Origin of the sequence: Citrobacter sp. H12-3-2 (assembly GCF_009649895.1) — a bacterium.
GTDB lineage: Bacteria > Pseudomonadota > Gammaproteobacteria > Enterobacterales > Enterobacteriaceae > Citrobacter > Citrobacter portucalensis.
Window position 1 is genome coordinate 3,286,687 of sequence record NZ_CP045837.1, and the last position, 14,152, is coordinate 3,300,838.

The 14,152-nt window shown below is 54.8% G+C and carries 12 protein-coding genes; 8 read left to right on the plus strand and 4 right to left on the minus strand.

Translation table 11 applies throughout. The annotated features are described in order from the left end of the window. Positions 1 to 55 precede the first annotated feature (55 nt). The 3 genes from ybiB to rhlE all read right to left on the minus strand — a co-directional run bounded on the left by ybiB (position 56) and on the right by rhlE (position 4,647). Entirely contained in the window at positions 56 to 1,024 is a 969-nt protein-coding gene (ybiB, locus tag GHC22_RS15820) for a DNA-binding protein YbiB (protein WP_048214626.1), read from the minus strand. A gap of 29 nt (positions 1,025 to 1,053) precedes the next feature. After that, on the minus strand, positions 1,054 to 3,204 hold the full coding sequence (dinG, locus tag GHC22_RS15825; protein WP_153753472.1) for an ATP-dependent DNA helicase DinG: 2,151 nt from the start codon (positions 3,202 to 3,204) through the stop codon (positions 1,054 to 1,056). A 96-nt stretch (positions 3,205 to 3,300) separates the two neighbouring features. Then, entirely contained in the window at positions 3,301 to 4,647 is a 1,347-nt protein-coding gene (gene rhlE / locus GHC22_RS15830) for an ATP-dependent RNA helicase RhlE (RefSeq protein ID WP_153753474.1), read from the minus strand. A gap of 221 nt (positions 4,648 to 4,868) precedes the next feature. Here rhlE and cecR point away from each other — a divergent pair, with 221 nt between their 5' ends. The 5 genes from cecR to GHC22_RS15855 all read left to right on the plus strand — a co-directional run bounded on the left by cecR (position 4,869) and on the right by GHC22_RS15855 (position 10,615). Further along, positions 4,869 to 5,546, plus strand: a complete 678-nt coding sequence (gene cecR, locus GHC22_RS15835; RefSeq protein ID WP_003831550.1) for a transcriptional regulator CecR — start codon at positions 4,869 to 4,871, stop codon at positions 5,544 to 5,546. Beyond that, on the plus strand, positions 5,543 to 6,538 hold the full coding sequence (gene hlyD / locus GHC22_RS15840; protein ID WP_153753476.1) for a secretion protein HlyD: 996 nt from the start codon (positions 5,543 to 5,545) through the stop codon (positions 6,536 to 6,538). The genes cecR and hlyD overlap by 4 nt, the downstream gene beginning before the upstream one ends. Continuing rightward, the gene (locus GHC22_RS15845; RefSeq protein WP_060682507.1) at positions 6,531 to 8,267 is read left to right on the plus strand and encodes an ATP-binding cassette domain-containing protein; all 1,737 of its coding nucleotides are present in this window, start codon (positions 6,531 to 6,533) and stop codon (positions 8,265 to 8,267) included. The genes hlyD and GHC22_RS15845 overlap by 8 nt, the downstream gene beginning before the upstream one ends. Further along, positions 8,260 to 9,393 carry an ABC transporter permease gene (locus GHC22_RS15850; protein ID WP_003831545.1) on the plus strand — a complete coding sequence of 378 codons (1,134 nt, stop codon included), beginning with the start codon at positions 8,260 to 8,262 and terminating at the stop codon, positions 9,391 to 9,393. Before GHC22_RS15845 ends, GHC22_RS15850 begins: the two co-directional genes overlap by 8 nt. Positions 9,394 to 9,508: 115 nt before the next feature. Then, positions 9,509 to 10,615, plus strand: a complete 1,107-nt coding sequence (locus GHC22_RS15855; protein ID WP_008784194.1) for an ABC transporter permease — start codon at positions 9,509 to 9,511, stop codon at positions 10,613 to 10,615. Here GHC22_RS15855 and GHC22_RS15860 read toward each other — a convergent pair. Then, entirely contained in the window at positions 10,577 to 10,987 is a 411-nt protein-coding gene (locus tag GHC22_RS15860; protein ID WP_003831542.1) for a YbhQ family protein, read from the minus strand. The two genes, GHC22_RS15855 and GHC22_RS15860, sit on opposite strands and share 39 nt — an antisense overlap. Before the next feature lie 131 nt (positions 10,988 to 11,118). Between GHC22_RS15860 and GHC22_RS15865 the strand changes: the two genes are divergently transcribed. Genes GHC22_RS15865 through GHC22_RS15875 form a run of 3 tightly spaced genes read left to right on the plus strand, consistent with a single transcriptional unit; the run spans position 11,119 to position 14,080 of the window. Beyond that, positions 11,119 to 11,880 (plus strand): endonuclease/exonuclease/phosphatase family protein, encoded by a 762-nt coding sequence (locus GHC22_RS15865; protein ID WP_153753477.1) that lies wholly within the window; start codon positions 11,119 to 11,121, stop codon positions 11,878 to 11,880. Further along, a complete protein-coding gene (clsB, locus tag GHC22_RS15870; RefSeq protein ID WP_008784192.1) occupies positions 11,877 to 13,118 on the plus strand; it encodes a cardiolipin synthase ClsB in 1,242 nt (413 codons plus the stop codon). The genes GHC22_RS15865 and clsB overlap by 4 nt, the downstream gene beginning before the upstream one ends. After that, positions 13,118 to 14,080 carry a YbhN family protein gene (locus GHC22_RS15875; RefSeq protein ID WP_153753479.1) on the plus strand — a complete coding sequence of 321 codons (963 nt, stop codon included), beginning with the start codon at positions 13,118 to 13,120 and terminating at the stop codon, positions 14,078 to 14,080. Before clsB ends, GHC22_RS15875 begins: the two co-directional genes overlap by 1 nt. The last annotated feature ends 72 nt before the right edge of the window (positions 14,081 to 14,152 follow it).

Here is a 14,152-nt window from a genome sequence, read left to right on the forward strand (position 1 = left end):
CCGAACAGAGAGAGCCGACAGGCCAGGCAACAGGCCCGTCGGGATAACAAATGGTTTAGAAACTTTGCTCGACGCGGGCAAGTCCTTCAGCCAGTGAGGCGGACTCACCGGTTGCCACCAGGCAGCAGGCCATCTGGATTTTCAACGATGCCGGAACAGGCTCACTGCCAGCCAGACAACGCTCAATCCAGCGCGCGGTGGTTTCCGGGTCTTTTGCTACCGGTAGGGGTACCGGCTCGTCAGGCATCTCGCTCTGTCGGTCTTGTAGCACTCGCACACCGGATGAATCTATCAGGCTTATCTGCGGGCAGCGCTGCGGGTTGGCATACACTTCGCCCTCGGTACCATGCATCAACAGGCCGCGCCCACCGATATCGCCGAAGAACTTCGCCACGCGCGAAACATATTCCGGGTGGGACACGCTGGAAAGACGCAGCGCGGCATCTTCAGCAAACGGCGTGGCTAATTTAGCCAGCGTATGTGCACTGTTACGCACCCCCATGCGCCAGCGCATCGCCAGCTGTTTCTCCAGCGGAGGGCACAGCGCGCTCACCGGAATAAACACCGGCTCATGACCATCCAGCTTTGCCTGCGCCTGCCCGGCATGCAGCGTTGGCGTAATCCCCATCAGTTCGAAAATGGTTTCAGTCAGTACACGGGTTGGATCCTCGCTGACGCCGTGCACCACCACCGGAAAACCGAGTTTATGCAGTAAAATCGCCAGCAGCGGAGTCAAATTCGCCTGCTTGCGCGCGCCATTGTAGCTGGGAATGACAATCGGCATGGGTTTGGTTACCGGCGGAGTCAGTCGAATGGTGTGGTTTTGCATCGCTTCGTAAAAGCCCAGCATCTCCGCTTCACCTTCGCCCTTGATACGTAGCGCAATCAGTACCCCGCCCATCTCAAGGTCAGGTACGTCACCGTTCATCATATGGGTATACAGTCCGCGAGCAGTATCCTTATCCAGGTCACGCGCGTGATTTTTTCCTCGCCCAATCTCTTTAATGATTTTGCGGTAATCCATCGATAACTCCTTGCCTGTTGCTCGCATCGTTAACGCCGACGGCGGCGCGTGGGTTTCGCTTTTTCTTTTGGTTTTACTATAACGTCTGGCACAGCAGGTTGCTCTATCGGAAATATGGGTAACGCGTTTAGTAAACGCTTGCCATAGCTTTTGGTCAATAAACGCTTGTCATAAATAACCACTTCTCCCCAGCAGCCATGGCTACGGATGAGTCGCCCAACCTGCTGGATCAAATTGAACGACGCCGCAGGCAGGCTCTGCACCTCGAAGGGGTAGCGGTTCAGGCTTTTCAACCACTCGCCCTCGGTGATCACCACCGGGCTGTCGATAGGCGGAAAAGCAATTTTGTGAATATGCACCTGAGTCAGCAGGTCGCCTTTCAAGTCCAGACCTTCAGCAAAAGATTGCAGCCCAACCAGCACACTGCGCTCGCCGTTGGTCACCCGTTTGCGGTGCAACTCCACCAGACGGTAGCGCGGCTGATCGCCCTGCACCAACAACAGCAGGCGCAGATCGGTAACGTGTTCAAGAAAACGCTGCATCGCCCGACCGCTGGCAAAGAGTACCAGCATGCCCTGATGCTTTTTACTCTCCAGCTGTTCGCGAAAATAGGCGGCCATTTCCGCGATATGCTGCTCTTCGTTATCAATTAACGGTTCGTAGCGCATCTGCGGAATGACGATTTTGCCCTGTTCAACGTGATTAAACGGTGAATCCAGCGCGACAAACCGGTCCCCTGCTTTTTCTTTCAGACCGCTCATCTCCTGCAAACGCGAGAAGCTGTTGAGCGAGCGCAGCGTTGCGGAAGTGACAATAATATGCGGGACGCTACGCCACAGCAGTCGTTCGAGCTGATCGCTCACACGGATCCCCACGCAGTGGAACCAGACGTGGATCTGCCCGTCACGCACCTCGCGCGTCGCCCATTTACTCACCGGCGCGCCTGACGATTGCGCGAGCGATGCCAGCCGCCACAGTTTGCTTTGCGCCTCAAACATGCCCAGCGCCCGGTTCATCTGCAAAATAACCCGATGCAGACGCACGATATCGTGAGTGCCGGTTTTTTCGCTGAGATCGTTGAGGAACAGTTCCGCCAGACCGCGCAGCATTTCTGTTAGCTTTGCCAGACGCTGACAAATCTCCATCACTTCCGTAGGCAATTCGCCCATCGCGAAGCGGTGTTCTGCCTCCTGGGTAGCGGGCATATACAGATTAAGAATGTTATTGAGCGATGAAATCAGCTCATACAGTTCCTCACAGTGACCGTTCAGACGCTCGGCATTTGCCAGTGGCGGCGTGGTCTTCGGGCGAAACTGCTCCAGGCAGGTAGCCACTAATTTGCAAAATAGATCCAACTGAAGTCGATACCAGGGGGCGCTGATTTCTGCGCTCATCTCCAGTGCATCGCGCGCGACATCCGGCAAATGGTGGCCTTCATCAAGTACCAACAACAGGTTTTTCGGCTCCGGCAAAACGGCTTCGCTTTCCATGGCCGCCATTACCAGCGCATGATTAGCCACGACCACTTCAGCTTCCTGAATCTCCCGGCGGGCGACAAAAAAAGGGCATTCACGATAGTAGTGACAGTTGCGATTCAGACAGCTGGCTTTATCGGTGCTCAGACGCTGCCAGAGTCCGTCGTCGATAGCGATATCGGTGTGATCGCGCAGCCCGTCCCACTTGTAGCTGTCGAGATCGCCTTTTAGCCTGGCGCAGCGCTTTTGTTCTTCCTGGTTGTTGGGCGTCAGGTCATCGTCGAGAAAAGCCAGCAGATCCTGCTGATTGGGTTCAGTGCTGGCCAGCGCCGCTAAGTTACGCGGGCAGACATAGCGTCCGCGACCAAACGCAGCGGTAAAACGCAGGTCGGGGATAATTTTGCGCAGCAGCGGTAAATCTTTGCTGTAGATCTGGTCCTGCAAAGCGACGTTGGCGGTACTGACCACCAGCGTTTTTTGTTCTTCGCGCGCGATGGCAATACCGGGAATCAGATACGACAGGGTTTTCCCCACTCCGGTCGGTGCTTCAATCGCCAGATGCCGCCCTTCTTCCCCGGAGAGCGTTTTCGCGACGTCAGCAATCATCTGCCGCTGCGGCGCACGGGGGATAAAGTCGGGGATCTGTTCCTGAAGCGCCTTGTACCAGGCAGCGATTTGCGCTTTTAGCGCGGTGGTAAGTGCCATGAGAAAACCTGAAATACTGTATAAACAGCCACTATTGTGGCACTTTCTATCCCGTGTCGCAAAAAGAAAAGCCCGACCTTTCGGCCGGGCTCGCAATTACTGCGCTGCAGACGGTTTGCGCGGACGGCGCGGTGGACGAGGTTTATCACCTGCCGGTTTGCCTTCGCCATTACGCGGCTTCGCTTTTGGCGCTCCGCCATCCTGATGACGCGGCTGCTGTCCACGCCCTGCTCCGCCCTGCCCGCGACCACCGCCGCCGCCACGCTGCTGACGACCGTTCTGGATCGGCTCAGCTTTAATGGACGGGTCTGGCTCATAGCCTGGCGTTGCAATACGCGGGATCTCTTTTTTCAGCAACTTCTCGATGTCACGCAACAGCTTGTGTTCATCGACGCACACCAGAGACAACGCTTCGCCGGTAGCGGCCGCACGACCGGTACGACCAATGCGGTGCACGTAGTCTTCCGGGACGTTTGGCAGCTCGTAGTTCACCACGTGCGGTAACTCTTCAATGTCCAGACCTCGCGCGGCAATGTCGGTCGCTACCAGCACGCGAATATCACCGGATTTAAAATCAGCCAGCGCACGCGTACGCGCACCCTGAGATTTATTACCGTGGATAGCCGCACTGCGGATGCCGTCTTTATTCAGCTGCTCTGCCAGATGGTTCGCGCCATGTTTGGTACGGGTAAACACCAGCACCTGCTGCCAGTTGCCCTGACCAATCATCTGCGACAGTAGTTCGCGTTTACGTTTTTTATCAACGAAATGAACGTGCTGAGTAACCTGCTCTGACGCGGTATTACGACGCGCCACTTCGATTTCCAGCGGGTTGTGCAACAGTTTTTCGGCCAGCGATTTAATGTCATCAGAGAACGTTGCCGAGAACAGCAGGTTCTGACGTTTTGCCGGCAGTTTTGCCAGAACGCGACGAATATCGTGAATAAAGCCCATATCCAGCATGCGGTCAGCTTCATCCAGTACCAGGATCTCAACCTGATCCAGTTTCACCGCATTCTGGTGTTCCAGATCGAGCAAACGACCCGGAGTGGCAATCAGCACATCTACGCCGCCACGCAGCTTCATCATCTGCGGGTTAATGCTGACGCCGCCGAAGACCACCAGCGAGCGAATATTCAGATACTTACTGTAATCACGGACGTTTTCGCCAATCTGGGCCGCCAGTTCGCGGGTTGGCGTGAGGATCAGCGCACGAACCGGACGACGGCTTTTACCATGCGGCTGATTGGTGATCAGGTGCTGCAACAGCGGCAGGGTAAAACCTGCCGTTTTCCCCGTACCGGTCTGGGCACTAGCCATCAGATCGCGGCCTTCCAGCACGGCAGGAATAGCCTGCTGCTGAATAGGGGTAGGTTCACGGTAACCCTGCTCGGCAACGGCACGTAAAATTTCAGGGTTTAAACCAAGGGAATCAAAAGACATAACAACTCCGAACCGCCCTGACCGTTACCGGTGTCGTTTTCAGGGAGATACATACAATAGAGATGACAAAAACCACAATGTCATGAAGGGGCGGAGTGTAGCAGTTTTTGTGATGTGCCGCATAAATTATCCCTTCACTGGAAAATAACGCTCCGGACTGGACAAGGCTGCACATCAGTCATAATCTTAATCAATCGATTGATTAAGATCAGAGTCGTGCCATGAATACACCCACCATGACAACCAAAGGTGAACAGGCGAAGAACCAGCTCATTGCCGCCGCATTGGCGCAATTCGGTGAGTATGGTCTGCACGCCACGACGCGCGATATCGCTGCACAGGCCGGGCAAAACATTGCGGCTATCACCTACTATTTTGGCTCAAAAGAGGATTTATATCTCGCCTGCGCCCAGTGGATTGCGGATTTTATCGGTGCACAGTTTCGCCCGCACGCTGAAGAGGCCGAGCGTTTATTCGCCCAGCCTGAGCCGGACCGTGGCGCGATGCGCGAACTGATCCTGCGCGCCTGCAAAAATATGATCATGCTGTTAACTCAGGACGACACCGTTAACCTGAGCAAATTTATCTCGCGCGAACAGCTTTCCCCCACCGCGGCTTATCAACTGGTGCACGACCAGGTTATCAATCCGCTGCATACACATCTGACGCGCCTGATTGCCGCCTATACGGGCGGCGATGCCAATGATACCCAAATGATTCTGCACACCCACGCCATACTCGGCGAGGTGCTGGCTTTTCGTCTGGGGAAAGAAACCATTCTGTTGCGTACAGGCTGGTCACAATTTGATGAGGATAAAACCGCGCTGATTGACCAAACGATCACCTGTCACATCGATCTTATTCTGCAAGGTTTAACGCAAAGGAGTCTGGAGTCATGAAAAAACCTGTCGTTCTCGGGCTGGTTATCGCGGCCCTCGTTGCCGTGATTGCCGGTGGAACGTGGTGGTATCAGAGTCGGCAAGATAACGGCCTGACGCTATACGGCAATGTCGATATCCGTAGCGTCAACCTGAGTTTTCGTGTCGGCGGCAGGCTGGCCTCGCTGGCGGTTGACGAAGGCGATGCGATTACCGCCGGTCAGGTGCTGGGTGAACTGGACCGCGCACCGTATGAAAACGCATTGATGCAGGCAAAAGCCAACGTTGCCGCCGCACAGGCACAATACGATCTGATGCTGGCAGGGTATCGCGAAGAAGAGATCGCGCAAACCGCGGCGGCAGTCAAACAGGCGCAGGCCGCCTATGATTACGCGCAGAACTTTTACAATCGGCAGGTCGGATTGTGGAAAAGCCGCACCATTTCAGCCAACGATCTGGAAAACGCCCGTTCATCTCGCGATCAGGCGTTAGCTTCGCTGAAATCCGCACAGGATAAACTCACGCAATATCGCAGCGGTAATCGTGTGCAGGACATCGAGCAGGCAAAAGCCACGCTCGAACAAGCTCAGGCCGAGCTGGCACAGGCAGAGCTTAATTTGCATGACACCACGCTGACCTCGCCGTCTGACGGCACGCTTCTCACCCGTGCAGTTGAACCCGGCAGCATGCTGAACGAAGGGGGCACGGTACTGACGCTGTCGCTCATGCGTCCGGTTTGGGTTCGTGCTTACGTTGACGAACGAAATCTGAGCCAGGCGCAGCCAGGACGTGAGATCCTGCTCTATACCGATGGCCGCCCGGACAAACCGTATCACGGCAAAATCGGCTTCGTTTCTCCTACCGCCGAATTTACCCCGAAAACGGTCGAGACTCCTGACCTGCGTACCGACCTGGTTTATCGCCTGCGAATTGTGGTGACCGACGCGGACGATGCGCTGCGTCAGGGAATGCCGGTAACGATAAAGTTTGGCGATGAGGCACGGCATGAATGACGCCGTCATTACGCTTAAAGGGCTGACGAAAAACTTTGCCGGAATGGAAAAACCGGCCGTCGCCCCGCTCGACTGTACCGTTCATGCAGGCTACGTGACCGGGCTTGTCGGGCCGGACGGCGCGGGCAAAACTACGTTGATGCGAATGCTGGCGGGATTATTAAAACCTGATGCCGGAAGTGCTGAAGTGATTGGTTTTGACCCCATCAAAGACGACAGCGCACTACATGCGGTGCTGGGCTATATGCCGCAGAAATTTGGTCTGTACGAAGATTTAACCGTCATGGAGAACCTCAATCTCTATGCCGACTTACGCAGCGTCACCGGTGAAGCGCGAGAAAAAACCTTTGCCCGACTCCTGGAATTCACCTCGCTGGGACCATTTACCGGACGACTGGCTGGCAAGCTTTCTGGCGGCATGAAGCAGAAGCTCGGGCTTGCCTGTACGCTGGTTGGCGAACCCAAAGTGTTGCTGCTGGATGAGCCAGGCGTAGGTGTCGATCCTATTTCCCGTCGCGAACTGTGGCAAATGGTCCACGAGCTGGCCGGGGACGGCATGCTGATCCTCTGGAGTACGTCGTATCTGGATGAAGCAGAGCAATGCCGTGATGTGCTGCTGATGAACGAAGGTGAACTGTTATACCAGGGCGATCCTACTCAGCTTACGCAAACCATGGCAGGTCGCAGCTTCCTGATGAGCAGTCCGCAGGAAAACAACCGCCGACTGCTGCAACGCGCGTTAAAACTGCCGCTGGTCAGCGACGGAATGATTCAGGGCAAATCCGTCCGTTTAATCCTAAAAAAAGAGGCTACTGCTCAGCAGATCCAAAACGCTGACGGCATGCCGGAGATAACCATCAACGAAACCGCACCCCGCTTCGAAGATGCCTTTATCGATTTACTCGGTGGAGCCGGAACATCGGAATCCCCGCTGGGCGCTATCCTGCATACCGTGGAAGGCACGCCTGGCGAAACGGTGATCGAAGCCAAAGCGCTGACCAAGAAATTTGGCGATTTTGCCGCCACCGACCACGTAGACTTTGCCGTGCAGCGCGGCGAGATTTTTGGTCTGTTAGGACCCAACGGCGCTGGCAAATCCACCACCTTTAAAATGATGTGCGGCCTGCTGGTCCCCACTTCCGGCAAAGCGCTGGTGCTGGATATGGACCTGAAAGTTAGCTCCGGTAAAGCGCGTCAGCATCTGGGCTATATGGCGCAGAAATTCTCCCTGTACGGTAACCTGACGGTTGAACAGAATCTGCGCTTTTTCTCCGGCGTCTACGGCCTGCGCGGTCGGGCGCAGAAAGAGAAAATCGATCGTATGAGCGAGGCATTTGGCCTGAAGAGTATCGCTTCCCATGCCACCGATGAACTGCCGCTGGGATTTAAGCAGCGTCTGGCGCTGGCCTGCTCGCTGATGCATGAACCCGACATTCTGTTCCTTGATGAACCCACTTCCGGGGTCGATCCCCTCACCCGTCGTGAGTTCTGGTTGCATATCAACAGCATGGTGGAAAAAGGCGTCACGGTGATGGTGACCACCCACTTTATGGATGAGGCAGAATACTGCGATCGCATCGGGCTGGTGTATCGCGGCAAACTGATAGCCAGCGGTACGCCAGACGACCTGAAGGCTCAGGCTGCCGACAGCGACACGCCGGACCCGACCATGGAACAGGCGTTCATCACGCTAATCAATGACTGGGATAAGGAGCATACGCATGAGTAACTCCGCTCTCTCCTGGCGTCGCGTCCGCGCGCTGTGCGTGAAAGAGACGCGCCAGATCGTCCGCGATCCCAGCAGTTGGCTGATTGCGGTGGTGATCCCGCTGCTGCTGCTGTTTATCTTCGGCTACGGGATCAACCTCGACTCCAGCAAGCTGCGGGTAGGGATTTTGCTCGAACAGCAGAGTGAAGAGGCGCTGGATTTTACCCATACCATGACCGGTTCGCCGTATATTGACGCCACCATCAGCGATAATCGCCAGGAACTGATTGAGAAAATGCAGGCCGGGCGCATTCGCGGTCTGGTGGTGATCCCAGTGGATTTTGCCCAGCAGATGGCGCGACCTAACGATGTCGCCCCGATCCAGGTGATCACCGACGGCAGCGAACCGAATACCGCCAACTTTGTGCAGGGTTATGTCGAAGGCATCTGGCAAATCTGGCAGCAACAGCGGGCAGAAGATCGTGGGGAATCGTTCAAACCTTTGATCGACGTGCAAACCCGCTACTGGTTTAACCCGGCGGCCATCAGCCAGCACTTTATTATTCCCGGGGCGGTCACCATCATCATGACGGTGATTGGCGCCATCCTCACCTCATTAGTGGTGGCGCGCGAATGGGAGCGCGGCACCATGGAAGCGCTGCTGTCGACAGAAGTCACCCGCGTCGAACTCCTACTGTGCAAACTAATCCCGTATTACTTTCTGGGCATGCTGGCGATGCTGCTGTGTATGCTGGTGTCGGTGTTTATTCTTGGCGTGCCCTACCGCGGCTCGTTGCTGATCCTGTTTTTCATTACCAGCCTGTTTCTGCTCAGTACACTCGGTATGGGGTTGCTTATTTCCACCATCACCCGCAACCAGTTTAACGCCGCGCAGGTTGCGCTGAACGCCGCCTTTCTGCCCTCGATTATGCTGTCGGGATTTATCTTCCAGATAGACAGCATGCCCGCGATTATCCGGGCGGTAACCTACATTATTCCGGCGCGTTATTTCGTCAGCACCCTGCAAAGCTTGTTCCTGGCGGGCAATATCCCGGTGGTGCTGATTATCAACGTGCTGTTTTTAATCGCTTCGGCGGTGATGTTTATTGGCCTGACGTGGCTTAAAACCAAACGTCGGCTGGATTAAATTCGTGTATGGATAATTGTAGCCGTAGGCCGGATAAGGCGTTCACGTCGCCATCCGGCATTATGCCTGATGCGCTTAGCTTATCAGGCCTACAAACTGGACTGAGAGGACAGGCATGTTTCATCGCTTATGGACATTAATTCGCAAAGAGCTGCAATCGCTATTACGCGAACCGCAGACGCGAGCCATTCTGATTTTACCGGTGCTGATTCAGGTTATCCTGTTCCCGTTCGCGGCAACGCTGGAAGTCACCAACGCCACTATCGCTATCTATAACGAAGACAACGGTAAACATTCGGTTGAGCTTACCCAGCGCTTCGCCCGCGCCAGCGCCTTTACGCATGTTCTTCTGTTGAAAAGTCCGCAGGAGATCCAGCCCACCATCGACACGCAAAAAGCCCTGCTGTTGGTGCGTTTCCCGGCCAATTTTTCGCGTAATCTGGATACCTTCCAGCAGGCTCCCATGCAGATTATCCTCGACGGACGTAACTCCAACAGCGCGCAAATTGCCGCGAATTACCTGCAGCAAATCGTTAAGGAGTATCAGCAGGAGCTGATGGACGGCAAGCCGAAACCGAACAACAGCGAGCTAGTGGTGCGTAACTGGTATAACCCGAATCTGGATTACAAATGGTTTGTGGTTCCGTCGCTGATCGCCATGATCACCACCATCGGCGTAATGATCGTCACCTCGCTCTCGGTTGCCCGCGAGCGCGAGCAAGGCACACTGGATCAACTGCTGGTTTCCCCGCTTACCACCTGGCAGATTTTTATCGGTAAAGCTGTGCCCGCGCTAATTGTGGCTACTTTTCAGGCCACCATTGTGCTGGCGATCGGCATCTGGGCTTATCACATTCCGTTTGCCGGTTCATTGGGGCTGTTCTATTTCACAATGGTGATTTACGGGCTGTCGCTGGTCGGCTTTGGTCTGCTGATTTCGTCACTGTGCGCCACCCAGCAGCAGGCGTTTATCGGGGTGTTTGTGTTTATGATGCCGGCGATTTTACTCTCGGGCTATGTCTCACCGGTCGAAAACATGCCGGTCTGGTTGCAGAATCTGACGTGGATAAACCCGATCCGCCATTTTACGGACATCACGAAACAGATTTACCTGAAAGATGCGAGTCTGCAGATTGTCTGGGGAAGCTTGTGGCCGCTATTAGTGATAGCGGCCACGACCGGATCAGCGGCGTATGCGATGTTTAGACGCAAGGTGATGTAGCTTTTTGTCTTTCGCCAGCAGCGAGACCACGGCGGGTCCGGCAAGGATGACCAGCCCTGCCAGTGCCAGCAAGACGTTGTTTTGCAGCACGCGTGACAGCAGCCACAGTACGATCATGGCGGCACCGAAATACCACGTCGTGGTCAACTCTTCCAGCACATCAGCCACGTCGCGCCAGCGCTGTTCGTGGTGACGTTGCAATGCAAGCATCAATAAAACGGTAACGCCGTACACGACGCACAATCCCAGGCCGACATGCACCAGTCTGCCGCTCATCCAGCCCATTACCAGCAACGCCACTACCAGTAAATGCAACACTATCTGCCAGCAACTTAGACCCGTTGCGACACGAACACGTTGTTGCCACCTCATGGCTATTCTCCTGAAGGATTTTCGACTAATTGTTCAGAGTACCGGACTTTACGGAAAATTCCGCAACACCGCATCTTTTTGTGACGACGACTACACTATTTTATTTAGGAAGTGACGCCATCGGGAGGCTCATGAGCGGATCGGGAGTTCAATTTTCATTCAATGTGCTCACCATTAATACTCACAAAGGGTTCACCGCCTTCAACCGGCGTTTTATTTTGCCTGAGCTACGGGAAGCCGTCAGAACCGTCGGCGCAGACATTGTGTGTCTGCAGGAAGTCATGGGGGCGCACGAAGCGCATTCGCTGCACATTGAGAACTGGCCGGATACCAGCCACTACGAATTTCTGGCGGACACGATGTGGAGCGATTTCGCCTACGGGCGTAACGCCGTGTACCCGCAGGGACATCACGGTAATGCAGTGCTGTCGCGGTATCCCATTGAGCATTATGAAAATCGTGATGTGTCAGTCGGTGCGAGTGAAAAGCGCGGAGTCCTTTACTGCCGCATCGTACCGCCAATGCTCTCCCACCCCATTCATGTGATGTGTGTGCATCTCGGCCTACGTGAAGCTCACCGCCAGGCTCAGCTCTCAATGCTGGCAGACTGGGTTAACGCCCTGCCCAACGCGGAGCCCGTGGTGATTGCTGGAGATTTTAACGACTGGCGGCAAACGGCCAATCGCCCGTTGAAAGCCAAAGCTGGTCTTGACGAGATTTTTACCCGCGCCCACGGTCGCCCGGCGCGAACGTTTCCGGTGCAGTTTCCTCTGCTGCGCCTGGACAGGATCTATGTGAAAAACGCGAATGCCAGTACCCCGACGACGCTTGCGCTGCGTCACTGGCGACATTTGTCCGATCATGCCCCCCTGAGTGCGGAGATTCATTTATGAAATATGGCTGGCGTGAAGGCAATCAAATTCAACTGCTGGAAAACGGCGATCAATTCTACCCCGCCGTCTTTGACGCCATTGAGCAGGCACAGCAAAAAATTATCCTTGAGACTTTTATCTGGTTTGAAGATGCGGTAGGAAAACAGCTGCATGCCGCGTTGCTCGAAGCCGCCCGACGAGGAATCAAAGCAGAGGTGCTGCTGGATGGCTACGGCTCGCCGGATCTGAGCGACAGTTTTGTTGAAGAGCTGACCGTAGCCGGTGTTGTTTTCCGCTACTACGATCCGCGTCCGCGTCTTTTTGGAATGCGCACCAATCTCTTTCGCCGTATGCATCGAAAAATAGTGGTCATTGATGACCGTGTTGCCTTTGTCGGCGGCATCAATTACTCCGCTGAACATATGTCGGATTACGGCCCGGAGGCCAAGCAGGATTACGCCGTTCGCGTTGAAGGTCCAGTCGTTGCTGACATTCTGAACTTTGTACTGGAAAACCTGCCCGGGCAAAGCGCCGTACGACGCTGGTGGCGACGTCATCACCGGGCAATCGACAATCATCGCCCCGGCGAAGCGCAGGCGCTGTTTGTCTGGCGCGATAACGAAGAGCATCGCGATGATATTGAACGCCATTATCTTAAAATGCTGACCCAGGCCCGACGGGAAGTGATCATTGCCAATGCCTATTTCTTTCCCGGTTATCGCCTGCTGCATGCCCTGCGTAAAGCAGCACGACGCGGCGTTCGGGTAAAACTCATTGTGCAGGGTGAACCGGATATGCCGATTGTGAAAGTGGGTGCCCGCCTGCTGTACAACTATCTGGTTAAAGGTGGCGTCCATGTCTACGAATACCGCCGTAAACCTCTGCATGGCAAAGTGGCGCTGATGGACGATCACTGGGCGACGGTGGGCTCCAGCAATCTTGATCCGCTGAGCCTGTCACTGAATCTGGAAGCGAATCTGATTATTCATGACCGCACGTTTAACCAGACCCTGCGCGACAACCTGAACCCTATTATTGCGCAGGACTGCAAGCGGGTAGATGAATCCATGCTGCCAAAACGCACCTGGTGGAACCTGACTAAAAGCGTGTTGGCCTTCCACTTTTTACGCCACTTCCCGGCGCTGGTCGGCTGGCTTCCGGCGCATACCCCGCATCTGGCCGAGGTAGAGCCGCCCGCGCAGCCCGCTCTGGAAACTCAGGACCGTATACAAACTGAGGATGCAGGAGGGAAATCCTGATGGCAAAAAATCACCGACGCTGGCGGTTAGCGAAAAAGATCCTCACATGGTTATTTTTTATTGCGGTGATCGTGTTGCTGGTCGTTTATGCCAGCAAAGTCAACTGGCAGGAAGTGTGGACGGTAATTCGCGATTACAACCGGATCGCCCTGCTCAACGCCGTGGGGTTGGTGATCGTCAGTTATTTACTTTACGGTTGTTATGATCTGCTCGGGCGCTACTACTGCGGTCACAAACTGGCAAAACGCCAGGTCATGCTGGTGTCGTTTATCTGTTACGCGTTTAACCTGACGTTAAGCACCTGGGTGGGCGGTATTGGGATGCGATATCGGCTCTACTCGCGTCTCGGGTTGCCGGGGGGCACAATAACGCGGATTTTTTCGCTGAGCATTACCACTAACTGGCTGGGCTATATTCTGCTGGGCGGTTTTATATTTACCTTCGGCGTCGTCGAACTGCCCGCTCACTGGTATATCGATGAAGTCACATTGCGCATTTTAGGCATAGCGCTGCTGCTGATTATTGTTGTTTATCTGTGGTTTTGCACCTTCGCTAAACATCGTCACATCACCATCAAGGGCCAAAAGCTGGTGCTCCCCTCCTGGAAATTTGCCCTCGCGCAGATGGCGATATCCGGGACTAACTGGATGGTTATGGGGGCGATTATCTGGTTGTTGCTGGGTCAGAATATTAACTATTTCTTCGTGCTTGGCGTGCTGCTGGTGAGCAGTATTGCCGGGGTTATTGTGCATATTCCGGCAGGGATCGGCGTGCTGGAGGCGGTTTTTATGGCGCTGCTGGCGGGAGAGAATACGTCTCAGGGCACGATCATTGCTGCCCTGCTCGCCTATCGCGTGCTGTACTATTTTATTCCGCTACTGCTGGCGCTGATGTGTTATTTGCTGTTGGAGAGTCGGGCGAAAAAGCTACGGGCAAAGAACGAGAAGGCGATGGCGAAATGATGGTGCTTATAGTGCCGGATGCGGCTTAACGCCTTATCCGGCCTACTTTTTATACCATTCGGCAACAGACAA